Origin of the sequence: Micromonospora sp. MP36, assembly GCF_008119785.1 — a bacterium.
Taxonomy (GTDB): domain Bacteria; phylum Actinomycetota; class Actinomycetes; order Mycobacteriales; family Micromonosporaceae; genus Micromonospora.
The window spans coordinates 1-22,801 of the sequence record NZ_VSFA01000058.1 but is presented as its reverse complement, the minus strand read 5'-3'; the positions used below and the strand labels follow the sequence as shown (position 1 = coordinate 22,801).

The 22,801-nt window shown below is 73.2% G+C and carries 20 protein-coding genes; 13 read left to right on the top strand and 7 right to left on the bottom strand.

Translation table 11 applies throughout. The features are described from left to right. Positions 1–62 precede the first annotated feature (62 nt). From FXF52_RS27815 to FXF52_RS27805, 3 genes are all read left to right on the top strand, one after another. A complete protein-coding gene (locus FXF52_RS27815) occupies positions 63–1,766 on the top strand; it encodes a bifunctional 3'-5' exonuclease/DNA polymerase (RefSeq protein WP_148801293.1) in 1,704 nt (567 codons plus the stop codon). Between the two features lie 141 nt (positions 1,767–1,907). Beyond that, positions 1,908–2,501, top strand: a complete 594-nt coding sequence (locus FXF52_RS27810; RefSeq protein ID WP_148801315.1) for an NTP transferase domain-containing protein — start codon at positions 1,908–1,910, stop codon at positions 2,499–2,501. 61 nt (positions 2,502–2,562) lie between these two features. Beyond that, positions 2,563–3,321, top strand: coding sequence for a hypothetical protein (locus tag FXF52_RS27805; RefSeq protein WP_148801292.1), 759 nt, complete (start codon positions 2,563–2,565; stop codon positions 3,319–3,321). A 13-nt stretch (positions 3,322–3,334) separates the two neighbouring features. On the opposite strand, the gene FXF52_RS27800 is transcribed toward FXF52_RS27805, so the two are convergent. Further along, a complete protein-coding gene (locus FXF52_RS27800) occupies positions 3,335–4,207 on the bottom strand; it encodes a LysR family transcriptional regulator (RefSeq protein ID WP_148801291.1) in 873 nt (290 codons plus the stop codon). A gap of 100 nt (positions 4,208–4,307) precedes the next feature. On the opposite strand from FXF52_RS27800, the gene FXF52_RS27795 reads away from it, so the two are divergent. Continuing rightward, positions 4,308–5,507 carry an MFS transporter gene (locus FXF52_RS27795; RefSeq protein WP_148801314.1) on the top strand — a complete coding sequence of 400 codons (1,200 nt, stop codon included), beginning with the start codon at positions 4,308–4,310 and terminating at the stop codon, positions 5,505–5,507. A gap of 109 nt (positions 5,508–5,616) precedes the next feature. Beyond that, positions 5,617–6,657 (top strand): phosphotransferase, encoded by a 1,041-nt coding sequence (locus FXF52_RS27790; RefSeq protein ID WP_148801290.1) that lies wholly within the window; start codon positions 5,617–5,619, stop codon positions 6,655–6,657. A 15-nt stretch (positions 6,658–6,672) separates the two neighbouring features. Here the strand turns inward: FXF52_RS27790 and FXF52_RS27785 are convergent, their stop codons facing one another. From FXF52_RS27785 to FXF52_RS27765, 5 genes are all read right to left on the bottom strand, one after another. Continuing rightward, a complete protein-coding gene (locus FXF52_RS27785) occupies positions 6,673–7,068 on the bottom strand; it encodes an N-acetyltransferase (RefSeq protein ID WP_187413737.1) in 396 nt (131 codons plus the stop codon). Positions 7,069–7,232: 164 nt separating this feature from the next. Next, positions 7,233–8,093 carry an amidohydrolase family protein gene (locus FXF52_RS27780; RefSeq protein ID WP_255472412.1) on the bottom strand — a complete coding sequence of 287 codons (861 nt, stop codon included), beginning with the start codon at positions 8,091–8,093 and terminating at the stop codon, positions 7,233–7,235. A gap of 83 nt (positions 8,094–8,176) precedes the next feature. Further along, entirely contained in the window at positions 8,177–8,986 is an 810-nt protein-coding gene (locus FXF52_RS27775; RefSeq protein WP_148801287.1) for a metal-dependent hydrolase, read from the bottom strand. 187 nt (positions 8,987–9,173) lie between these two features. Next, on the bottom strand, positions 9,174–10,499 hold the full coding sequence (locus tag FXF52_RS27770) for a glycosyltransferase family 4 protein (RefSeq protein WP_148801286.1): 1,326 nt from the start codon (positions 10,497–10,499) through the stop codon (positions 9,174–9,176). A gap of 146 nt (positions 10,500–10,645) precedes the next feature. Then, a complete protein-coding gene (locus FXF52_RS27765; RefSeq protein WP_148801285.1) occupies positions 10,646–12,586 on the bottom strand; it encodes an amylo-alpha-1,6-glucosidase in 1,941 nt (646 codons plus the stop codon). Between the two features lie 42 nt (positions 12,587–12,628). On the opposite strand from FXF52_RS27765, the gene FXF52_RS27760 reads away from it, so the two are divergent. Continuing rightward, on the top strand, positions 12,629–15,331 hold the full coding sequence (locus FXF52_RS27760; protein ID WP_148801284.1) for a glucosidase: 2,703 nt from the start codon (positions 12,629–12,631) through the stop codon (positions 15,329–15,331). A gap of 45 nt (positions 15,332–15,376) precedes the next feature. On the opposite strand, the gene FXF52_RS27755 is transcribed toward FXF52_RS27760, so the two are convergent. Then, complete coding sequence (locus tag FXF52_RS27755) at positions 15,377–16,726, bottom strand: hypothetical protein (RefSeq protein WP_148801283.1); 1,350 nt, start codon at positions 16,724–16,726, stop codon at positions 15,377–15,379. Between the two features lie 169 nt (positions 16,727–16,895). Here FXF52_RS27755 and FXF52_RS27750 point away from each other — a divergent pair, with 169 nt between their 5' ends. The 7 genes from FXF52_RS27750 to tnpB all read left to right on the top strand — a co-directional run bounded on the left by FXF52_RS27750 (position 16,896) and on the right by tnpB (position 22,716). Beyond that, on the top strand, positions 16,896–17,594 hold the full coding sequence (locus FXF52_RS27750; RefSeq protein ID WP_148801282.1) for an HAD family hydrolase: 699 nt from the start codon (positions 16,896–16,898) through the stop codon (positions 17,592–17,594). Positions 17,595–17,616: 22 nt separating this feature from the next. After that, positions 17,617–18,408, top strand: a complete 792-nt coding sequence (locus tag FXF52_RS27745) for a DUF4184 family protein (protein ID WP_148801281.1) — start codon at positions 17,617–17,619, stop codon at positions 18,406–18,408. A 419-nt stretch (positions 18,409–18,827) separates the two neighbouring features. Then, entirely contained in the window at positions 18,828–19,613 is a 786-nt protein-coding gene (locus FXF52_RS27740; protein ID WP_148801280.1) for a L,D-transpeptidase, read from the top strand. Positions 19,614–19,727: 114 nt separating this feature from the next. Further along, entirely contained in the window at positions 19,728–20,660 is a 933-nt protein-coding gene (locus FXF52_RS27735; protein WP_148801279.1) for a rhomboid family intramembrane serine protease, read from the top strand. A gap of 120 nt (positions 20,661–20,780) precedes the next feature. Continuing rightward, positions 20,781–21,164 (top strand): hypothetical protein, encoded by a 384-nt coding sequence (locus FXF52_RS41870; protein WP_187413736.1) that lies wholly within the window; start codon positions 20,781–20,783, stop codon positions 21,162–21,164. Continuing rightward, the gene (locus FXF52_RS27725; protein ID WP_148801278.1) at positions 21,161–21,742 is read left to right on the top strand and encodes an IS607 family transposase; all 582 of its coding nucleotides are present in this window, start codon (positions 21,161–21,163) and stop codon (positions 21,740–21,742) included. The genes FXF52_RS41870 and FXF52_RS27725 overlap by 4 nt, the downstream gene beginning before the upstream one ends. Next, positions 21,739–22,716, top strand: a complete 978-nt coding sequence (tnpB, locus tag FXF52_RS27720) for an IS607 family element RNA-guided endonuclease TnpB (protein WP_187413735.1) — start codon at positions 21,739–21,741, stop codon at positions 22,714–22,716. The genes FXF52_RS27725 and tnpB overlap by 4 nt, the downstream gene beginning before the upstream one ends. Positions 22,717–22,801: the final 85 nt, after the last annotated feature.

The following is a 22,801-nucleotide window of genomic DNA, read 5'->3' as shown; positions in this document are numbered from 1 at the left end:
CATTCGAGGCGGGACGGCCACTCGTTCCGTGACGGAGGGCGTTCGTCATCCGGCGCGGACGAGTGTCGGACGGGCGAGGCAGAATCGCATCCGTGCTGGTGGCGGTGGTGTCGGACGAGAGGGGCGGGGGAGTGTGGCAACCCCTCGACCCGGCCGGCCGACCCGCGGGCCCGGCCGAGCCGGTCGCCGACCTGGCCGCCGCGATGGCCGCCCGGGAGGCCGCCGAGCGCCCCCGCTGGGTGTGGGCCACCGGCGTCCCGCTCTACCCGGCGCTGCTGCGCGCCGGCGTACGGCTGGACCGCTGCCACGACGTCGAGCTCACCGAGGCGCTGCTGCTCGGGCACGCCGGCCGCTGGGGCGAGCCCCGCTCGCTCGCCGCCGCCTGGGCCCGGCTGACCGGCGCGCCGGTGCCGCCCGACCCGGCGCCCCGCCCGGCGGAGCCGCCCGGTCACGGCCAGGGCGCGCTGTTCGACCCGCCGTCCGGCCCGCCAGGCCCGGACATCGAGGCGTTGACCCGGGTGTACGCGGACCAGCTCGACCGGATCGCGGCCACCGCGCACCCCGGCCGGTTCCGGCTGCTGGTCGCCGCCGAGTCGGCCGGTGCGCTGATCGCCGCCGAGATGGGGGCGGCCGGCCTGCCGTGGCGCGCCGACGTACACGACATGATCCTCGCCGACCTGCTCGGTGAGGCGTCACCGGTCGGCGGGCCGCCCCGCCGGCTGGCCGAGTTGGCCGCCCGGATCGCCGACGCGTTCGGCGTGCGTCAGCTGCACGCTGACTCCCCGGCCGAGCTGCTGAAGGCGTTCGCCCGGGCCGGGGTGGAGCTGCCGAACACCCGGGCCTGGGTGCTGCGCGGGGTGGAGCATCCGGCGGTGCCGCTGGTGCTGGAATACAAGGAGCTCTACCGGATCTGGACGGCGCACGGCTGGGCGTGGCGGGACGCCTGGGTCTCCGGCGGGCGCTTCCATCCCGAGTACGTGCCCGGCGGGGTGGTGTCCGGCCGCTGGGCGACCCGGGGCGGCGGTGCCCTGCAGATCCCGAAGGTGATCCGCCGCGCGGTGGTGGCCGATCCGGGCTGGGCCTTCGTGGTGGCCGACGCGGGGCAGCTCGAACCCCGGGTGCTCGCGGCGGTCTCCGGCGACGAGCGGCTGGCCGCCGCCGGTGGCGCCGGGGACCTCTACGCCGCCCTGGCCCGGGACGCGTTCGCCGGTGACCGGGCCCGCGCCAAGGTGGCCCTGCTCGGCGCCATGTACGGGCAGACCGGTGGCGCGGCGGTGCCCGCACTCGCCGTGCTCAAGCGGAACTACCCGACGGCGTTCGGGTACGTGGAGGCGGCCGCCCGCACCGGTGAGGCGGGCGGGCTGGTGCGGTCGTGGTTGGGGCGTACCTGCCCGCCGGGGTCGGTGGACCTCGGCGACGGGGCGGAGGTGGACCCGGAGGCGGCGGCGGACCCGCAGGGTCCCCGGGCCCGGGCGGCCCGCTCCCGCGGCCGGTTCACCCGCAACTTCGTCATCCAGGCCACCGCCGCCGAGTGGGCCGCCACGCTGCTGGCCACGCTCCGCACCGCGCTCGCCGGCACCGGGGCCGAACTGGTCTTCTTCCAGCACGACGAGGTGATCGTGCACTGCCCGGCCGGCCAGGCCGAGGCGGTGGCGGCGGCGGTCAGCGCCTCGGGCGCCCGGGCCACCGGGCTGCTGTTCGGGGACACCCCGGTCCGGTTCCCGCTCGACCTGTCCATCGTCGACTGCTACGCCGACGCGGCATAGTCGCACAAATTTCCGTTTTGCCCCGCTACCCGCTCCCGGCGGCGCTCGTTGGTCCGGTGTGCGTACGACGGGACGGACCGGGTGCGGCTGCCCCGCTCCGTCCCCCTGGTCGAGGGGGCACAGCTGAACCGGATCGCAGGAATGATCATCGCCGCTGGTGGGGGCCGTCGGATCGGCGGACCCGAGGCGTTGCTGCACCAAGGGGAGAAACCCCTGGTGAGCCAGCTGATCGACACGATGCGCGAGGCGGGCTGCGAGCAGGTCGTGGTCGTGCTCGGCGCGGCGGCTGACCAGGTCCGCCAGACGACGGACCTGACCTCGGCCACCGTGGTGGTCAACCGGGCCTGGGGGACCGGGGTGGGCTCCTCGATCCGGGCCGGGCTGGCCGCGCTGACCGACGAGGGGATCGAGGCGGTCGTGGTGGTGCCGGTGGACATGCCCGGGCTCACCACCGCCGCGGTCCGGCGGGTGACCGCCCTGCCGTACCCGGACGTGCTGGTCTGCGCCACCTACGACGGGCTGCGCGGCTACCCGATGCTGTTCGGGCGCCGGCACTGGTCCGGGATCGCGACCCTGGCCAGCGCCGACGTGGGGGCCCGGCCGTACTTGCTGGCGCACAAGGACATGATCGTCGACATCTCCTGCGACTCGGTGGCCGACGGCAGCCGGATCGACAGCCCCGAACTGATGGCCCTCTACGGCCTCTGCATCCCCGAGCAGCGCGTCGGCGTCTGAGACACCCGGACTGAGTATCCATACGGATGCGCAGGGGCGGCTGCCGGCCATGCTCATTGCCATGCGTCGACTCGTCACCGCCCTGCTGTGCCTGGCCGCCCTCCTGAGCTGCGCCAAGCCGGGCGACGCGTCCTCGCCGGCCGGCTCCGCCGAGGGCTCCAGCTGGGGCACCTACCAGGCCGACGTCACCGCGGTACGCGTCAGCGACGACCCGCGTTCGCTCGTGCTGACCCTGGCGCTGCTCGGTGACGCCGATGGTTGCTCCCGCGATCCGCGCATCACCTACTTCGTGGAGGAAAACAACCGCATCTACGCCAACGTGGTGCAGGACTCGCGGCTGTCGGGAGTGGTCGGGGCCTGCCCCACGCACACGTCGGGCGAGGTGACACTGACCGCGCCTGGGCCGATCGACGGCCGGATCGTCGTGCTCAACCAGGAGCCGTGGAAACGCGATGGAGAGAACTACCGCCGCTGCGACCCGACGTTCGGCTGCGACCCGATGCCGGCGGACCACTGTGCCCGTGCCTGGATCGACGTCGCGGTGCGCGGCATAGACGTGTCCCGGCACTCCGTCGGCTCGCCCGAGGGCTGCGACGGCACGTGGCTGGTCATGACGGTGCCGTTCGATCCGGTGCCATGCGGTGCCGAGGCACGGCCGGGCTGCAACCCGTCGGTCAACGTGCGACGCTACTTCCTCCGCTGGGCCGGCCAGCAGGGGTGGGCCACGATCGCCAGTTCGACGGAGGCCGGCTGCGGACGGGTGCTCACCGTGCAGCCGGCCTTCCCGAGGAAGCTGTGCGCGGACCTGCCCAGGCCGTGACCGTCGACCTGCTTCAGGTCCGTCCCGCCCGTTCCAGACCGAGCCGGTCGGCCAGCCCGTCCACCACGGTCGCCAGAGTGGCCGGCGTGGGTCGCCGGGTGACCAGGAAGAGGGTGAAGCGCCCCGGGACCGGCGCCGCCGAGACCTGCTCGTCCGGGGCCGCGTAGGCGAGGGCGAGCCCGCGCGGCAGGACCACCGGGCAGTCGAGCAGCCGGCCCATCCGTACCGCGGTCTCGCCCGTGGCCGCCGGCCTGGGCTGGGCGCCCAGCGCGGAGAGCCGCCGGTGCAGCGCGTCGGCGGACGGGTCGTACGTGTGGGCCACCACGTCGAGGCCGGCGAACGGCCGACGTCCGGTGCCGAGCCGCACCCCCGGCGGGGTGAGCACGGCGAGCCGGTCGCCGGCGACGGGTGTCGCGGTGGCCGTGGCCGGCAGCCGCAGCTGGTTGGCGACGGTGACGAAGGCGGCGTCCAGCGAGCCCTCGCCGACCCACTCGACCAGCCGGTCACCGTGGTCGGTGACCTGCTGCAGGGTCACGTCGCCGAGCAGGCCGACCAGGGCGGGGAACAGCAACGCGGCCAGGCTCGAAAAGGTGCCGACGCTCAGCACCTCGCCGCGTGCGGCCGCCCGGGTCCGGTCGAAGATCGCCTCCAGGTGGCCGAGCACGTGGGCCGCCTCCGCCGCCAGCGCCCGCCCGGCCGGGGTCGGTCGCGCCCCGGTGGTGTCCCGCTCGAAGAGCCGCTCGCCGATCCGCCGCTCCAGCGCCGCCAGCCGGTTGCTCGCGGCCGGCTGGCTGATCCGCATCTCGCGGCCCGCCGCGCCCACGGAGCCGTGCCGGGCCAGCGCCTCGACGAGCCGTAGATCATCGACCGTGGGTAGGGAGCTCATAGGCACAGATTATGAGCTGGCATGCCGTTTCGCCAGCTACCGTGCGAGCCGCCGGAACCACAGGATCGAAATCGTGAACCCACGCCGCGCCATCGCCGCCATGCTGACCACCACCTTCGTGACCTGGTTGGGGCAGCGTGCCACCGCCGTCGCGCTGCCTCTCGTCGCGCTCGCCGAGACCGGATCCGCGTGGACCACCGGGCTGGTCGGTGGCGCGGTCGGGCTGCCGATGCTCACCTCGCCCTGGTGGGCGCGGGGTCTGCGGCAGCGGCTCACCACGGGACGGGCCCTCGCCGGGGTGCTCGCGGTGCAGGTGCTCGGGCTGCTCGTCGTCCCGGTCGGCGCGGCGGTCGGCGCCGTCGGCCCGCTCCACCTGGCCACCGCCGGGCTGATCACCGGGGCGGCCACCGCGCTGAGCGGGCCGGGGCAGCGGGCGCTGCTCGCCGACATCTGCGACGGCGCCGGCCCCGGTGTCGCCGCCCGGATGCTGGCCTGGCAGGACTTCGCGCACCGCAGCACCATGATCCTGGCGCCGCCGCTGGCTGGGTGGGCGATCACCGTCGGCGGGCCGTTCCGGCTGCTCTGGGCGGAGGCGGCCGGCGTCGCTCTCGGTGCCGCCCTGCTACTGGCCGTACGCGGCACCGCCGCGCCCCGCGCCGAGGTCGCCGCTGGCGCTCCCGCACTCCGGCACGTGCTGGCCCGTCACCCCGAGGTACGCCGCGCGGTGACCATGGCCGGCGTCGGCGGCCTCACCTGGTTCGCCTTCACCCTCGGGCTGGCGATCCTCGGCGCCGAGACCGGCCGCCCCGGCCTACTCGTCTCGGCCGGCATGACCGGCTACGGCGCGGGCTCGCTCGCCGGCGCGCTGCTCGCGCCGATGCTCGTACCCCGGCTGCCGCCGCTGGCCACGATGGCGACCGGCTGGATCCTGCTCGGCGCGACCTTCGCCGCGCTGCCCGCCGTCACCTCCTCGCTCGTGCTGATCGCGGCGCTGGCCGCGGTCGGCGGGTTCGCCATGCCGCTCGGCATCGCCGCCCTCAACCGCCTGATCACCACCCGCACCGACGGGGCGGAACGGCGGGCCGCCTTCGCCGCGGAGAGCCTGGTGCACGACGGCGCCGTCTCGATCGGGCTACTCGCCGGCGGGGCCGTCATCGGGCTGGCCGGCGCCGGCCCCACGCTCGTGGTCGCCGGCGCCGCCCAGGCCGCTGTCGGACTCCTCGCCGGCCCCTGGCTTCTCCCGGTCCCGGATCCCGCCCAGCGCCGCACCCGGCCACTCGTCGGCCCGGCCCCTCGTTGATCCACTCCGGCGCGCCGAGGTGGCGGTGTCTGCGGGCACCGGACACCGCCAGGTACGCGATCTGGCGCGTCCAGCCAGCCGGTGGCCTATCGCCGGTAGGCTGCGCGCGGTGACCCGCCCTCCGCTCGACCTCGTCCCCGCCGAGGTGCCGGCCCATCCGTTGACCCACAACCCGCTCAACGGGGTGACCGGCGGCATCTGGCGGACCCACCGGAACGGCCGGCCGGCCGTACTGAAGCTGATCACGCCACCCAGGCACGGCACCGGCCCGACGCACTGGGCGGCGAGCGCCGACGTCGGCCACTGGAACTACTGGCGGCGCGAGGTCGAGGCGTACGGCAGCGGACTGGCCGCCACCGCATGGGCCGGCGCGGGCCTCGCCGCGCCGGACGTGTTGGCGGTCGAAGAGCGGCCGGACGGCACGGTCGCGCTCTGGCTGGCCGACATGGACGGACGGCCGGGGACAGTCGGCACGATCGGCGACTTCGGCGAGGTCGCCCGCCGGCTCGGCGTCGCGCACGCCGACTGGCTGGATCGGACCGCCGAGCTGCCCCGGTACGACTGGCTGGCCCGGGACTGGCTGCGCGACTACACGCTGAGCCGCCCGGTGACCGAGCCAGTGCCGTGGGACCATCCGGCCGCGGTGGTGGCCTGGCCGGCGTCGCTCCGGACGACGCTGCGCCGGCTGTGGGAGCGGCGGCACGCGGTGCTGGCTGCCACGGACCGGCTGCCGCGTACCCTCTGCCACCACGATGTCTGGCCGACCAACCTGATTCTGGCCGGCGGCGGCCCCGTGCTGCTGGACTGGTCCTTCGTGGGCCCCGGCCCGATCGGCGAGGACGCGGCCAACCTGGTGTTGGACACCTTCTTCGACGGCCTGGTGGACGTGGCGCTCCTGCCCGACGTGGCGGATGCGGTGCTGACCGGGTACGTCGAGGGGCTGCGTGGGGTCGCCGATCCGGCACTGGTCGCCCGCGCCGTGCGGATCGCCGGCGCGGCCAAGTACTTCTGGCTCGCGCCGGTGATGCTTAACCGGGCCGGCGGGGCGACCGGCCAGACCTACGACCAGCGGGACGAGGCGGCGATGTTCGCCGGCCGCCGGCCGGTGCTGGAACTCCTCGCCGACTGGTCGGCCGCGGCGCTGGACTGATCCCAGCCGTGGCGGTCACCGCAGAAGACGCCGCATGATCAACGTCGGCGCCGTGCCTTCGTTGATCACCGCCCCGGTACGCGGGTCGAGGGAACGCCAGTGATGCTGATGGTGGCGTACCACGGTGTAGCCGAGTGCCTCGTAGAAAGCGATGGCTCTGGCATCGTCGACGTCCACATCCAGACTCATGTGGTCCGCGCCGTGTCGTCGGCCGAGCTCTTCGGCGGCCCTCACCAAGGAACGGCCGATGCCCTGTCCTCGAAATTCCGCCGCAACCTGAAGCCCGTACAGCCAGGGGTTCGGAGGATCGCAGCCCTGGGACCACCGGATGCTTTCTGCGCCGACGATCCTGGATGCCAGGACAGCCACCAGCATCCCCTCTTCGCCGTGCTCGGCGGCCTTCAGCCGCACCTCTGCTCGATCCCGAGAACCCGCGAGCGGACTGACGCTGTCAAGATCCGGTGGCATGACAGGTCGGATCAACAAGCCACGACTCACTTGGCCATCATGCCGTGGCAGATGGCCGCCACGGGGGAGATCAGATGGCGGCGCCCCACCGCAAGCCCGGTCGGGCCTCAAAGGTCGAACAGCGCGGCGGCGTTGCCCCAGCAGACCGCCCGCAGCCAGTCGTCGCCGAGGTCCAGCCGGGCCAGCCCGTCGAGCTGCTCCGCGTACGGGTACGGAATGTTCGGGAAGTCGCTGCCCAGCAGCACCTTGCCGGCCAGCCCCAGCTCCCGCAGCCGGGGCAGTTCCGCCGGCGGGAACGGTTCGAGCCGGTCGAAGAACGAGGTGAACACCATGGTGGTGTCCAGCCGGACCCGCTCGTAGGCGGCGGCCAGGTCGAGGAACGCGGTGTAGTCGGGCGCGCCGAGGTGCGCCACGACCGCGGCCAGCCGGGGGTGCCGGGCGAGCACCGCGGCGAACGGCTCCGGTCCGGTGTGCGCGGTGCCGACCGGTGCGTGCCCGGCGTGCACCACCACCGGCACGCCGGCGTCGGCCAGCAGCCCCCATACGGCATCGAGGGCCGGGTCGGTGGGCAGGAACGCGCCCACCTGCACGTGCACCTTGAACACCCGCGCGCCCGCGTGCAGCGCCTCCGCGACGTAGCGGACCGCCCCGGGTTCCGGGAAGAACGTGGCCGAGGGAAGGCAACCGGGGGTACGCGCGGCGAAGTCCAGCGTCCACCGGTTCAGCGATTCCGCCATCCCGGGCCGGTGCGGGTACGCCAGCGCGGTGAACGTCCGGACGCCGAGCCGGCGCAGGTGCGCCACCCGCTCGGCGTCGTCCCACCGGTAGCGGATCGGCCACTCGGTGCCGACCAGCGGGCCCGCCGCGTCGAAGTACGCCCACACCTTGCGCAGCAGCCGGGGCGGCAGGAAGTGGGTGTGCACGTCGGCGAGCCCCGGCAGCCCCAGCCGCTGCCAGAATCCGGGCACCGCCGCGTCCTCGGCTGGCGGTCGGGCGTCGTCCGTCGGCCCGGCCGCTGCTGCCGGCGTGGCGGCCGGCTCGTCCGTGGAGGTCACACCTCGATGTTGAACCGTTGCAGCACCGACGGCGCGACCAGCCCGACCGCGGCGAGCACCGCGAGGACGGTCATCGCCGCGCGCAGCACGATGGTCTCGGCCTTGCTCCCGGTGCGCAGTGCGATGCTGTTGGGCAGGCCGATCATCGTCCACATCCGCCGCTTGATCGGGATCGGCCAGAGGATCGGCACCCCGGCTCGGGTGATCATGTCGCCGAGGATGTGCACGAAGCAGCCCACGCCGACGGCCGTGCCGATGAGCGGATAGCCCCGGTCGCCGGGCAGGTTGGCGAAGGTGAACCAGGCGGCCCCGGCCGACGCGAGGGTGACGATCACCCAGCCGGCCCGCTCGGCCCACTCGTCGAAGAGCCCGCGCAGCGCCAGCCCGATCATGAAGAACAGGATGCTGACCACGGCCCATTTGCCGTAGTGGGCGCAGAGCGCGGTGGTGCCCCAGCCGACCAGCAGGGTGAACGGGATGGTGTGGGTCAACGTCCGGTGCCCGTTGTTGCGCTTCGGATCCTTGCTGAGCTTCGTGGCGTAGTAGACGCCCAGCGAGATCTTCTCCATCACCTCGGCGAGGAAGAGGCTGACCACGCCGAAGGTGCGGGCTACGGTGGCGCCGCCCTGGTTGCGGGTCACCTTGCCGGACAGATCGAGGTCGGGGAACAGCGCCCCGCCCGCGCAGACCGCCGTGCCCACCGCCAGCGCCAGCGGTGTCTGGTGGTAGTCGGCGAACTGGTCCAGCGCCCAGGAGCCGGTCAGCCACACCGCCGCGCCGGACAACGCGTGGGACGGTCCCATCATGTCGGCTCGCCCTTCCCCAGAGATCTTGATCGACAAAACTACGCCACTGTAATCAAGTTGTCGGGTGGAGGGGCATCACCCGGACGGTCCACAGGGGAGGGGGCCGGGACCGGTCCGGCGGACCGGCCGGATCACCAGGAAGTATGTCCTGGTGGGCCGGGCGGATCTGTCGGCGATGCGACGCGGGTCAGCTCGCGGCCTCGGCCAGCAGATTGCCGTCCGGGATGGTGATGGCGGGTCGGCCGTCCGCCAGCGTCATGGCCGCCCGGTGGGCCTGGAACGCGTCGTGCTCTCGACGGGCGGCGGCGTAGCTGCCGGCGGTTCGGGCGGCGACGGTGGCCCAGCCGTACCGTTCGGTGACCATGGTGCGGGCGCGGTGGGCCACCCGGCGGGCGAAGACCTCGTCGCCGAGGAGCCGGTCGACCGCGCCGGCCAGGGCGTCCGGGTCGCTGTGCGGGAAGGTCACGCCGGTGACGCCGGGCTCGACGATCTCGGCCAGCCCGCCGGTGCGGGCCACCGCGAGCGGCGCTCCGGCGGCGGCCGCCTCCAGTGCCACCATGCCGAACGGCTCGTAGAGGCTGGGCACGACGGTCGCGTCGGTGGCGGCGAGCACCGCCGGCAGTTGGGTGGTATCCAGGAAGCCGGCGAACCGGACGGTCTCGCCGAGGTGCAGCCGCCGCGTCTGGTCGACCAGTTCCTCCCGGTACGGGCCGTCGCCGGCGATCACCACGCGCAGTCCAGGGTGCCGGTCCCGCAGGTACGGCACCGCGTGCACCAGGTGCTGCACGCCCTTCTCGTAGACCAGCCGGCCCGCGTACCCGACCAGGGGGCCGTCCCCGGCGAAGCGGGCCCGGGCGGTGGCGACCGCGCGGGGCCGGGCCCGCCAGGCGCGGTCGTCGACCCCGTTGGGCACCACGTCGATCGACCGGGCCGGCACGTCGAACAGCCGGGTCACCTGGTCGCGCATGTAGCCGGAGCAGGCGATCACCCGGGTCGAGGCGTTGCTCAGCCAGTGCTCGACGCCGTGGATGGTGCGGTTCATCTCCTCGGGCAGCCAGCCCTGGTGCCGGCCGGCCTCGGTGGCGTGGATGGTGGTGACCAGGGGTAGGTCGAGGTGCTCGGCCAGGGTCATCGCGGTGTGTGCGACGAGCCAGTCGTGGGCGTGGATGACGTCGTATCCGCCGGATTCGGTGGCGCGCAGGGCGGTCCGGGTGAGGGTGTGGTTGAACGCCATGGTCCAGGCCAGCAGGGAGTTGGTGGCGAGGGGGAACCGGACGGGGTCCTCGGCGGCGCGCAGGATCCGTACGCCGTCGGCGTACTCCTCCAGGGGTGCGCCTTCGGCGTGGCGGGTGACGACGGTGACCTCGTGGCCGGCGGCGGCCAGGGCGACGGAGAGGGCGTGCACGTGGCGGCCGAGGCCACCGACCAGCACGGGCGGGTACTCCCAGGAGAGCATCAGCACCCGCAGGTGCCGGGCGGGCTGGATGTCGATCACGTCGGCGTCAGCGGACATGCGGCCCCCTTTGAGTTGTGTCTCCCGCATCGCGCACGGTCGCCCACCGCACCGGGGGCCGTCGTCCGCGTCCGGGGTCGCAGCTCATCCTGCCGAGCCGTCGATAACCAGCGGAGACGCGCTGATTGCCGAGATGTAACGCGTGGTCAGCGGGCCCGGCGCACGCGCAGCAGCTCGGCGACCGACCACGCCTGGAACGGGCAGCCGGTGGCGGCGTGCGGCGGGTCGGCGTCGGCCGTTTCGCTCACCGAGCCGAGGCCGAACTCCGTCAGATGGCCCTCCAGGCCCGTGAACAGGTCGTCGGTGGGTAGCCCCGCCCGGCGGTATGCGTCGGCGAACGGTCCGATCAGCCACGGCCAGACGGTCCCCTGGTGGTAGGCGGCGTCCCGCTCCGCCGGCCCGCCCCGGTGCCGGCCCAGGTAGCTGGGTGAGTCGGGGGCGAGGCTGCGCGGGCCGAGCGGGGTGAGCAGCGCCTCGGCGACCCGGCGCAGCGTCGCCGGGTCCGGTTCGAGGGGGGCGTACGGCAGCGACCAGGCGAGTAGCTGGTTGGGGCGGAGCAGGTCGTCGTCGTGGTGTGGCGCCTCGCCGAGGGGGTACGCCGGGGCGGGCGCGTCCACCACGTCGTGCAGCCAGCCCACCGGTGTCGGGAACCGGGCCCGGAACGCGGCCGACGCCCTCGTGTGCAGGCCCCACAGCGCGCTGGCGTCCCGCCGTACCAGCTCGGTCAGCTCGGCGAGCCCGGCCAGCCCGTTGACCCAGAGCGCGTTGACCTCCACCGGTTTGCCGGTACGCGGCGTCACGGGCACTCCGTAGACCCGGGCGTCCATCCAGGTCAGCGCGGTGCCCGGGGTGCCGCCCTGGGTGATCAGCCCGTCCGCCGGGTCGACCCGGATGCCGTAGCGGGTGCCGGCCAGGTGCGCCTCCACGACGGCATGCAGCGCGGGCAGCAGCTCGTCGCCCAGGTCGGTGTCGCCGGTGACGGTGACATGCCGGGTCACCGCATGCAGGAACCACAGCGTGGCGTCGACCGTGTTGTACTCCACCCGCCCGGTGTCGGCGGTGTTCGCCAGCATCCCCTGCGACAGCGTCGCGGCGTACGCCCGCAGCAGGTCCCGCCCCTCGTCGGCCCGGTTGGTGGTCAGGAACAGCCCTTCGTAGGCGGTCATGGTGTCCCGGGACCAGGCGCCGAACCAGGGGTAGCCGGCCACCACGTCCGGCCCGGTGCCGGTGCGGATCACGAACGCGTCGGCCGCCAGGGCCAGGGTGGCCGTCACCGGGTCGTCCGGTTTCGCCGCGGCCACCACCGCCCGGTTACGCCGCCGGGCCGCCTCGACCAGCGTGGTCGCCGGCGGCGGGTGATCGGCCAGGTCGTCTGCCCAGGCCAGCACCGGGACCGTGTCGCCGGGGGTGTCCAGCGCGCCGGAGAAGCCGCCCGCGTGCCAGAGGTCCTCGTCCGGGTTGAGGCCGCGCGCCGCCTCCTCCCGGTGGTGCACGCCCAGCCACCACTGCCCTTCGGGCGCCCAGTCCGGCCCGGTCAGCCGGAACGCGCCCTCGATCACCGCCCCGCCGGCCACCGGCTCCAGCCGCGGGGCCGGCCCGTCGGCGCGGCGCTCTCCGTGGGCGTCCCGCCAGGTGCAGGCCGCGGCCAGGTCCAGCCGCACGGGGCCGCCGGAGATCAGCCGGTGCACCACCGCCACGCAGGGCCGGCCGTACGCCATGGCGATCTCCCGCTCGATCACCACGTCCCCGATCCGCCACCGCCAGCGCGGCACCCCGTCGACCAGGTCGAAGCGTTCCAGCAGCTCGTGCCCGCGCGGGTCGAGCACCCCGGAGGACCACTCGTGCGTGCCGAACCGGACCCGCTGCCCGGAGGGCAGGGTCACCGCCGGGTCCAGGCTGACGAGTCCCACCTTCCGGGTGGCGGGGGTTTCCCCGGCCACCACCAGCAGCCCGTGGTAGCGGCGGGTGCGCAGCCCGCTGACCGTGCCCATGGCGTAGCCGCCCCGGCCGTCGGTGACCAGCCACTCCCGGGTCGAGGAGGCGGACAGCTCCCCGCAGACTTGCGGGCCAACACGAATGTCGATCAACTTTCCTCCACCGGCGGCGAGGTGCTACGCGCCACGACGACAATGGCCGCTGTGGAGATGTACCCCGGCGGCGTCGAAGATGTGCAGGTGATCACTGACGGCCCGACCTCCGAGACCCCCGACCCCGAGCGGCACCGGCTCGCCCAGGCCGACGCCGGGGCGCAGGACTGGCGCGCATGGGGTCCCTATCTGTCCGAGCGGGCGTGGGGGACGGTTCGGGAGGACTACAGCGAACACGGCACGGCGTGGGACTACTTTCCCCACGATCACGCGCGCTCCCGAGCCTACCGCTGGAACGAGGACGGGATGGCGGGCGTCTGCGACGACCGGCAGACGTTCTGCTTCGCCCTGGCGCTCTGGAACGGGCGGGACCCGATCCTCAAGGAGCGGATGTTCGGCCTGGGCGGCGACGGCGGCAACCACGGGGAGGACGTCAAGGAGTACTGGTGGTACGAGGACTCCACCCCGACCCACTCCTGGATGCGCTGGCGCTACCACTATCCGCAGGCCGCCTTCCCATACGACGAACTGGTCGCGGTGAACGCGCTGCGCGGCCGGGACGACACCGAGTACGAGCTCGTGGACACCGGGATCTTCGACGACGACCGGTACTGGACGGTGACCGTCGACTACGCCAAGGCGTCCCCGACGGACCTGTGCATCCTGATCACGGTCGCCAACCGGGGGGACCGGGACGAGACCCTGCACGTGCTGCCCACCCTGTGGTTCCGCAACACCTGGGCGTGGGGGCTTCCCGGCGGCGACCGGGTGCCGAAGCTGGTCGGCGAGGGCTCCCGGCTGGTCGGGGAGCACTGGGTGCTCGGGCAGCTGCGGCTGGAGGGCGACGGCACACCCGTCCCGCTGCTGTGCGACAACGACACCAACGCCGAGCGGCTCTGGGGGCTGCCCGGGCGGTCGCCGTACCCGAAGGACGGGATCAACGACCACGTGGTGGCCGGCGCGGCCACCGTCAACCCGGACGGGGAGGGCACCAAGGGCGCCCTGCACTACGTGCTCGACGTGCCGGCCGGTGGGCAGCGGCAGATCCGGCTGCGGCTGACCCGGACCGCCCCGCCGCCGGCGAGCGCGTCGCCGGCCCCGGCGGATCTCGGGGACGACTTCGACCGCGTGCTGTGGGCCCGGCGCGCCGAGGCCAACCGTTTCTTCGCCGGGGTGATCCCCGCCGCGGCCACCGCCGACGAGGCCCTGGTGGCCCGGCAGGCCATCGCGGGGCTGATGTGGGGCAAGCAGTTCTACCACTTCGACGTGCAGCGGTGGCTGGAGGGCGACCCGGGCTCCACGCCGCCCCCGGCCGGCCGCCGGCACGGGCGCAACAGCGCCTGGTGGCACATGAACAGCTTCGACGTGATCTCCATGCCCGACCCCTGGGAGTACCCCTGGTACGCGGCCTGGGACCTGGCCTTCCACTGCGTCACCATCGCCCGGGTCGACCCGGGCTTCGCCAAGGATCAGCTGCTGCTCCTGCTGCGCGAGTGGTACCTGCACCCCAACGGGCAGATCCCGGCGTACGAGTGGGCGTTCGGCGACGTGAACCCGCCGGTGCACGCCTGGGCGGCGTTGAAGGTCTTCGAGATCGACGGCTCCCGGGACCACGAGTTCCTCGCCCGGGTGATGCACAAGCTGCTGCTCAACTTCACCTGGTGGGTCAACCGCAAGGACACCGGCGGCAACAACGTCTTCGAGGGCGGCTTCCTCGGGTTGGACAACGTGGGCCCGTTCGACCGGTCGGCCGCGCTGCCGGTGGCCGGGGTCCTCGAGCAGTCCGACGGCACTGGCTGGATGGCCATGTACGCGCTCAACCTGCTCGACATGGCCGTCGTGCTGGCCGAGCACGACCGGGCGTACGTGGACACCGCGACGAAGTTCTTCGAGCACTTCGCGTACATCGCCGCGGCGGCGTACCAGCAGGGGCTCTGGGACGACGAGGACGCCTTCTTCTACGACGTGCTGCGGCTGGCCGACGGCACGAAGGTGCCGCTGAAGGTCCGCTCGGTGGTGGGGTTGCTGCCGCTCGCGGCGGTCACCCGGCTCACCGCGCGTACCCTGCACCGCCTGCCCGAGTTGGGCGCCCGGCTGCGCTGGTTCCTCACCAACCGCCCGGAGTTCGCCGACGTGGTCGGCGCCCGCCGGCTCGGCCCCGACGGGCGGCAGCAGCGGCTGCTGTCCATGGTCGGCCCCGAGCAGATGATCCGGCTGCTCGCCCGGATGCTCGACCCGGACGAGTTCCTCTCCGAGTTCGGCCTGCGGACGCTGTCCCGCGCCCACCTGGACAAGCCGTTCACCGTCACCCTCGGAGGGCAGGAGTTCAGCGTCGGTTACGAGCCGGCCGAGTCGACCAGCGGCCTGTTCGGCGGCAACTCCAACTGGCGCGGCCCGATCTGGATGCCGACCAACTTCCTGCTGGTCAGCGCACTGCGCGACTACGCCGCCTTCTTCGGCGACGACCTGCAGGTGGAGTACCCGACGCGCTCCGGGCAGAAGCGGACCCTGGACGAGATCGCCGACGACCTCTCCGCCCGGCTGATCGCGCTGTTCACCCGGGACGGCTGGGGTCGGCGGCCGATCTACGGCGCCTGCCAGCTCTTCCAGACCCACCCCGACTGGCGGGACCTGATCGCCTTCCCCGAGTACTTCCACGGCGACAACGGCGCGGGGCTCGGGGCGTGGCACCAGACCGGGTGGACGGCCCTGGTCGCCGACCTGATCCTCACCCTGCGCCGCTGAACACTCCGGGCCGGGCCGGGGGAGCGGCCCGACCCGGAGTGCGACTCAGGGCAGCGGGAAGAACGCCACTCGGGCGTGGTACTCGCCGGCCACCGTGGTGGTGTCGCTGCCGACCCACAGCCCCCGCTCGGTGGCGTACAGCTCGCCAGTGCCCACACCCCGGTCCTTCGTCGGGTTCCAGGGCAGCGCCTTCCCGGTGACCGGGTGGATCGCCCCGATGCCCGGCCGGGACACCGCCCCGGGCCCGGCCGAGTCCCGGCCGAGCGGGTTGTCCAGCCAGCGCTGGTGGCCGCCGACGTACACCGCCGACCCGGTGATCGCCACCGAGAGCAGGGTGTCCCCGCCGGTGTAGTTCGCCCAGGTCGGCTGCTTGCCGGCGGTCTCCGTGCCGAACTCGAAGCGGGACGCCGTGTCGCACAGCGTCCCCGGGAACGCGGCGCCGGTGGTGACCGCCACGAACCAGGTGCCATCCGGGGAGATGTCCACCCCCCGCAGATAGGTGGGCATGGTCCGGGCGCACTGCGGCTTGTACCGGTCGGTCGACCAGCCGGAGAGCGTGGCCCCCGCGGCGGTCAGGTTCGCCACCGCGAGCTGGTGCCGCGGCTGCCCGGCAACGGAGCTGAAGTTGCCCACGAAGACCAGCCGCCGGCCGTCGGCGGAGACGTCCAGCGCCTCGATCTTGACCGGGGCGGTGGCGCCGGAGGAGGTCACCCGGGGACCTTCCAGCCGCAGGTTCACCGACGCGTCGGCGGCGCCGGTGGTCGCGTTCAGGGCCGCCAGGGCGCGCCGGGTCACCCCGCCCACCGTCTGGAACGCCCCGCCCACGAGCAGCCGGTCGCCGACCAGCCGCATGTCGTTGACCTGGTTGTTGAGCGCGGCGGGGGCGAATCCGGCGACGCGGGCGCCGGTGGCCGCGTCGATCCGGGCCACCCGCGGCGCGGCCACCCCGTTGACCGTGGTGAACGCGCCGCCGATGTACAGCGAGCGGCCGTCCGCCGAGGCGGCGAGGGCCTTCACCGTGCCGTTGACCACCGGCTTGAACGTGGTGTCGATCCGGCCGGTGGTGGCGTCGAACGCCACCAGCCGGGGCAGGGCCAGCTGCGCGGTGGTGCTCGCGTTGCGCACCTTGGTGAACGAGCCGGCCAGGTAGACCCGGTTGCCGATCTGGAGGATCCGGTACACCGTGCCGTCGAGCGCGTGCGGTGTCCAGGCCGCCGGCTTCGCGCTGACCACGGTGGCGTGGTTGGCGTTGACCGCGAGGGCCGGGGCCGCGGGCAGCGCGCCGCCCGCGGCGACGAGCGCGGCGAGCAGTCCGCCGGCTGCCCTCCGCCGCCGCCGTCGTCGGGTGTCCGGTCGGGCTCGGGTCGCTTGTGGATGATCGCGAGAGGTCGTCATCGTCGAAGCATGCCGTGCCAACCCGGGTACGCACAGTCGGGCGCCCGCCGCCCGTCCGTCGGCGATCGGTCACCCCGGCGCCGGCCGTCCGGTCCGTCGGAAACCCGGGTGTGGTGGTCGGCGGGGGCGCAGTAGCGTGTCCCGGTCCGCCGCACGGAAGGGATACGCGATGCGACAGCGCCGGGAGGCCAAGGTGCTCGTCTTCGACGCCGACGACACGCTCTGGGAGAACAACATTCTCTTCGAGCGGGTGATCGACGACTTCCTCGCCTGGCTGGACCACCCGACGCTGGACCGCGTGGCGATCCGGGCCGTCCTCGACGACATCGAACGGGCCAACGCCGTCGCGCACGGCTACGGCGCCAAGGTCTTCCTGCGCAGCCTGGGCGAGTGCCTGGAGAAGCTGCGGGAGCGCCCGGCGACCGATCGGGAGCGGGCCGAGATCGAGAGCCTGGCGGCGGCGCTGGTCGGCCATCAGGTGGAGTTGATGCCCGGCGTGGCGGAGACGCTGGACGACCTGGCCACCCGGCACGAGTTGCTGCTGCTCACCAAGGGGGATCGGGAAGAGCAGCAGCGCAAGCTCGACGCCTCCGGGCTGCTGCACCACTTCCGCGCCGCGCACATCGTGCCGGAGAAGAACGCCGACACGTACCGCTGGCTGGCCCGCGAGCACGGCTTCGACCCGGCCGGCGCGTGGATGATCGGCAACTCCCCGCGCTCGGACATCCTGCCCGCCCGGGCCGCCGGCATGAACGCGGTCTTCATCCCCAACGAGAACACCTGGGTGCTGGAGCACGACGAACTCGACCCGGGTGACCATGGGGTGATCCGGTTGGCCGCTTTCCCCGACCTGCGCCAGCACTTCTGACCCGCCGGGTAACGTCCCGCCTGTGCCGTTGACCTTTCCCTCGCATCTGGCGCCGGTGCTGCCCCTCAAGCTGTGGCGACCGCGCTGGTTCGACGGGGTGGCGCTGGCCACCGGCGCCGTCGCACCGGACGTCGCCTACCTGTTCACCGGCACCCGGTTCGACCTCGGCGCGCGTACGCACACCCTCGGCGGGCTGCTCTGGTGGTGCCTGCCGGTCGCGCTCGCGTACACCTGGGTCGTCCGCCGGGTGATCGCCGGCATCGCGGTGCACCTGCCCGGCGAGCGCCTGTTCGCCTGGCGCGACCACGCCGCGCTGGGCGGCGTCCGGCATCCCTGGCAGGTCACCGTCTGCTCGGTGCTGATCGGCGCGTTCAGCCATGTCGCCTGGGACCGACTCACCCACAGTGACCGCTGGCCGCGCCTGCTGGGCATCTCGGACTTCCACGCGCTGACCGGGGTCTACTGGTGGCAGTTCTCGGATCTGCTCAGCACGGGAGTGGGCGGGGTGGTCGTGCTCGCCCTGGCGGTGCGGGCCGCCCGCCGGCATGAGATCTTCGACGGGGTACGTCCGCCCGCGCCGCCGGCCCGGCCCGGCCTGTTCTGGGCGGTGGCGCTGCCGGTGATCGCGCTCGGGGCGGTGGTGCTGCCCGGCCTGCCCGGGGCCACCCTCCTGGCGCCGACCGGGGTGCGGTGGCTGCACCTGGCGGCGCTCGCGTTGATCGCCGCAGCCGCGGCGGCCGGCGCCCTGCGCCCGGTCCCGCCGGTCGCGGCGCACGATGGTCGCCTCGCGGACAAACAGCGTCAGCCCGGCTGACCCTGTTACACCGACATGCCGTATTTCGACATTGGCATCAATCACATTCTCCCGGCCGAGGGGGAGCTTGTTGCACCTGCGAGAAGCTGCCTAACCTGAGGCCGCGTTCGCGACTCTTCGGGGTGAGTCGGGGGCGCACCGAAGTCCGGTAGTTGGGCACCGTGGAGCTGAGTGCAGGCGGGCCGGCTCGCCGTGCTGAGCCCGGCGTGGGCGGCGTGCCACGCCCGCCGTGCTCGCAACGGCGAAATCCGCTACCACGCCGGACGGCTGGGGGTCAGGACCGGGGAGTTGCGGACCCGGTCCTGACCCACCCCGCGTTCCCCGCCCTCCGCCCGTGCTGATGCCGCGGCAGCAGATGGTGCGAAAAGTCGCGCTTCAGGGGACCATACGGATACGCGCGAAGTGCGATGATCACCCGAATGAAGCGGAGATCTCTGTTCATCGGTGCGGCGGCCGGCGTGGCGGCCCCCGTACTCGCCTCCGGCGCGACCCCCGCAGCGGCCCGGCCCCGGGGCGCCACGGCCACCAGCGGCACCGTGCCCACCGTGAAACGCCACTGGCCGACCCCTCCGGAAAACAAGGCGTCCCGCCTGACCACCCTGCCGTCGACCACGCAGCAGGTCATCATCGTCACGGGGGACAGCTACACCACCACCTACGCCACCCTGGAGACGTTCGCGCGGATCCGCGGCGTCTGGACCCCGGTTTCCGCGCCGCTGCCCGCCCGGATCGGCAGCAAGGGATTCAGCGACAACCACGTCGAGGGGGTGCCCACCACGCCGACCGGCGTCTACGCCATCGGCCCGACGATGTACGGCATCGCGGCCAACCCGGGCGTCAGCTACCCGTATCACCAGTTGGTGACCAACGACTGGTGGAACGAGAACCCGGATTCGCCGGCCTACAACAGCTTCCAGCACACGACCACCAACCCGGGCGGCTACAGCGAGGCGCTCTGGCAGGAGACGCCGGCCTACACCCATTTCGCCGTGATCACCTACAACATGGCCCCGAACGTCGCCACGCCGGTGCCCGGCGCCGGCAGCGGGATCTTCCTGCACGAGTTCAGCCGTACGCCGTCCGGCCCCACCGCGGGCTGCGTCAGCCTCTCGCACGAAGACCTGGTGAGCGTGCTGACCTGGCTGAAGCCTGACCTCATGCCCCGCATCGTGCTCTGCCCCGCGCAGAACCTCAGCCGCTACTGAACCGGCCCGCGGACGGCTACGCTGACCGTCCACCGCAGGGCCTCCGGCCCACGGCCGGAGGCCCTGCGGCACGTCGGCACGTCGGCACGAACGACCCGGGGAGATCCCCACCTCATGGACACGATCAGCACCGGCCAGCCCTCCGGCGAGGAGGCGACCGCCACCTGCTACCGGCACCCCAAGCGGGAGACGCTGCTGAGCTGCACCCGCTGCGACCGCCCCATCTGCCCGGACTGCATGCGGGAGGCGCCGGTGGGGCACCGCTGCCCGGAGTGCGTACGCGACGAGAACCGCACCGTCCGCCAGGCCCGCACCGTCTTCGGTGGCCGGGTGACCGCCCGGACCGTGGTGACGTATGTGCTCATCGCGCTCAACGTGCTGGCCTACCTGGCCGAGCTGGTCCACCCGGCGATCCTCGACCAGTTCGGCAGCCTGGGCACCGGGCTGGTCGATGACGCCGGCCAGCGGTACGTCGACGACGGCGGCGCCTACGACGGATACCAGCTGATCGGGATCGCGCACGGCGAGTGGTACCGGCTGATCACCTCCGCCTTCCTGCACCTGCTGCCCACCCAGGGCATCCTCGGCATCCTGCACATCGTGTTCAACCTGTACTGGCTCTGGGTGCTCGGCCGGGTCATCGAGGAGCGGCTCGGCCCGGTGCGCTTCCTCGCCGTCTACCTGCTCTCCGCACTCGGCGGGTCGGTCCTGGGTTTCCTGGTCACCCCGCACCAGGCCGCCGTCGGCGCCTCCGGCGCGATCTACGGGCTGGCCGGCTGCTACTTCGTGCTGACCCGGCGGCTGCACCACCGCCCGATCGACCCCAACCGGGTGATCATCCCGTTCCTCATCTGGATGGTCTTCTCCGCCGGCTGGACCTCGTGGGAGGGGCACCTGGGCGGCCTCCTGGCCGGCGGCGCCGCCGCCGTCGGGCTGGCGTACGCGCCGGCTAAGCGGCGGACGCTGGTGCAGACGGCGGTGCTGGTGGGGCTCACGCTGCTGCTGCTCGTGCTGGTAGCGGCGAAGTCGCTCGACCTCGCCGGCTGAGCAGCGCAACGGCACCGGGCCGGGCACCGTCTCGGCGCCATCCGGCGGCAGCCCGAACGGGCCGCCGCACCGCACAATCGGGCCGTGCTGGTGGCCTGCCCGTCGGCGTCACACTGAGTCATGACACCTCAGCGCGTACCACTGCTCGCCAGCGTGGTCGTGCTGCTCGCGGCGGCCTGCACGACGACGACCGACCACGACGGCGCGACCACGGCGCCCGCGCCCGGCGCGACCGCCGCGGCCATCACGCCCGCCGCCACCCCGGCTGCCACGACCGCCGCGCCCCCTGCCATCGGGGACTGGCGGGTGACCTACGGGTGGGCCGTGCCCTCCTCACCGGCCCGGGTGACGCACCAGGTCGGGGTGCCGGTCACCCCGGCGCCGGGGGAGTCGCTGCCCGTCCTGGTGCAGGTCCAGACCGGTGACCACCCGGCCGAGGGGTTAACAACTGCTCGCGATTGGGTGTTCTCTAGTGTTCTTACGCGCGCTATGGTGATCGGGTGAATTTGAAGGAGTGGGCGGCGTCTCAGGGCATCGCGTATGTCACCGCGCGGCGGCAGTACGCGGCTGGGACGTTGCCTGTTCCTACTTACCGGCTGGGCCGACTGATCATGGTGGGTGAGCCGCTGCCTGCTGCCTCGGCTCGCGTTGAGCGGGTGGTGGTGTACGCCCGGGTGTCGTCCGTCGACCAGCGGGCTGACCTTGACCGGCAGGTCGCTCGGGTCGTTACGTGGGCGACCGGGCAGAGCCTGCCGGTGTCGCAGGTGGTGACCGAGGTCGGGTCCGCGCTGAACGGGCAGGGCAAGAAGTTCCTCGCGCTGCTGCGCGACCCGGCGGTCACGACCATCGTGGTGGAACACCGCGACAGGTTCGCCCGCTTCGGCGCCGAGTACGTCGAGGCGGCGCTGGCCGCGCAGGGGCGCAAGGTGTTGGTGGTCGACCCGGCCGAGGTCGACGATGACCTGGTTCGAGACGTCACGGAGATCTTGACCTCGTTGTGCGCGCGTCTGTACGGCGGTCGGGCTGGGGCGGATCGGGCGCGCCGGGCGGTCGAGGTTGTCACCAAGGATCCGCCGTTGTGAAGGCGATTCAGGCGTACCGGTTCGCTCTGGACCTGACTCCAGCACAGGAGCGTGACGTGCTCGCCAACGCCGGCGCGGCCCGGGTGGCGTACAACTGGGCCTTGGCGCGGGTGAAGGCCATCATGGACCAGCGCGCCGCGGAACGGACCTACGGTGTACCTGAGGAGTTGCTGACCCCGGCCGTGGGGTGGAATCTCGCCGCGTTGCGCAAGGCGTGGAACCAGGCGAAGTCGGATGTGGCGCCGTGGTGGCCGGAGTGTTCCAAGGAGGCGTTCAACACCGGTCTGGACAACCTGACGCGCGGTTTGAAGAACTGGTCCGACTCCCGGGCCGGGAAACGGGCCGGGCCGCGGGTGGGGTTCCCGCGGTTCAAGTCCCGCCGCCGGTCGACACCGTCCGTGCGGTTCACTACGGGTGCGATCCGGGTGGAGCCGGACCGCAAGCATGTCGTGCTGCCCCGGCTGGGCCGGCTCAAGCTGCACGAGTCCGCCCGTAAACTCGCCCGCCGTCTAGAGGCGGGCACGGCCCGGATCCTGTCCGCGACGGTGCGCCGTGACGGCGGCCGGTGGCATGTCGCGTTCTGCGTCGAAATCGAGCGGGCCGAACGCACCCCGACACGCCCGCGGGCGGTGATCGGGGTGGATGTGGGGATCACCCACCTGGCGGTGCTGTCCACCGGCGAGATGGTCCCCAACCCCCGCCACCTGGACGAGGCGGCCCAGCGGATGCGCCGCCTCGCCCGGCGCATGTCCCGCCGGGTCGGGCCGGACCGGCGCACCGGTCAGCAGCCATCCAGGCGGTGGGAACGGGCGCGGCGGCAGGTGGCCCGGGCGCACGCGCGGGTAGCGAACCTGCGCCGCGACGGCCTGCACAAACTCACCACCCGCCTCTCGCGCGAGTACGGCACGATCGTGGTCGAAGACCTCAACGTGGCCGGCATGCTGCGCAACCGGCGGCTAGCCCGTGTTTCGTAAGGGCTTCCGGCCGGTGAGGTAGGCCCGGCGTGGCGGTGATCGATAAAGGTTGAGGTCTCCGGTAGATCGGTTAGCGACCAAGCAC

What these genes read in the sequence shown, in the direction of transcription:
- FXF52_RS27805 (WP_148801292.1), top strand. Translation starts at nt 2,563, where the DNA reads ATGCGTCGACTCGTCACCGCCCTGCTGTGCCTGGCCGCCCTCCTGAGC.
- FXF52_RS27750 (WP_148801282.1), top strand. Translation starts at nt 16,896, where the DNA reads ATGCGACAGCGCCGGGAGGCCAAGGTGCTCGTCTTCGACGCCGACGAC.
- FXF52_RS27755 (WP_148801283.1), bottom strand. Translation starts at nt 16,726, where the DNA reads ATGACGACCTCTCGCGATCATCCACAAGCGACCCGAGCCCGACCGGAC.
- FXF52_RS27740 (WP_148801280.1), top strand. Translation starts at nt 18,828, where the DNA reads ATGAAGCGGAGATCTCTGTTCATCGGTGCGGCGGCCGGCGTGGCGGCC.
- FXF52_RS27775 (WP_148801287.1), bottom strand. Translation starts at nt 8,986, where the DNA reads ATGATGGGACCGTCCCACGCGTTGTCCGGCGCGGCGGTGTGGCTGACC.
- FXF52_RS27760 (WP_148801284.1), top strand. Translation starts at nt 12,629, where the DNA reads ATGGCCGCTGTGGAGATGTACCCCGGCGGCGTCGAAGATGTGCAGGTG.
- FXF52_RS27795 (WP_148801314.1), top strand. Translation starts at nt 4,308, where the DNA reads ATGCTGACCACCACCTTCGTGACCTGGTTGGGGCAGCGTGCCACCGCC.
- FXF52_RS27800 (WP_148801291.1), bottom strand. Translation starts at nt 4,207, where the DNA reads ATGAGCTCCCTACCCACGGTCGATGATCTACGGCTCGTCGAGGCGCTG.
- FXF52_RS27810 (WP_148801315.1), top strand. Translation starts at nt 1,908, where the DNA reads ATGATCATCGCCGCTGGTGGGGGCCGTCGGATCGGCGGACCCGAGGCG.
- FXF52_RS27770 (WP_148801286.1), bottom strand. Translation starts at nt 10,499, where the DNA reads ATGTCCGCTGACGCCGACGTGATCGACATCCAGCCCGCCCGGCACCTG.
- FXF52_RS41870 (WP_187413736.1), top strand. Translation starts at nt 20,781, where the DNA reads ATGACACCTCAGCGCGTACCACTGCTCGCCAGCGTGGTCGTGCTGCTC.
- FXF52_RS27735 (WP_148801279.1), top strand. Translation starts at nt 19,728, where the DNA reads ATGGACACGATCAGCACCGGCCAGCCCTCCGGCGAGGAGGCGACCGCC.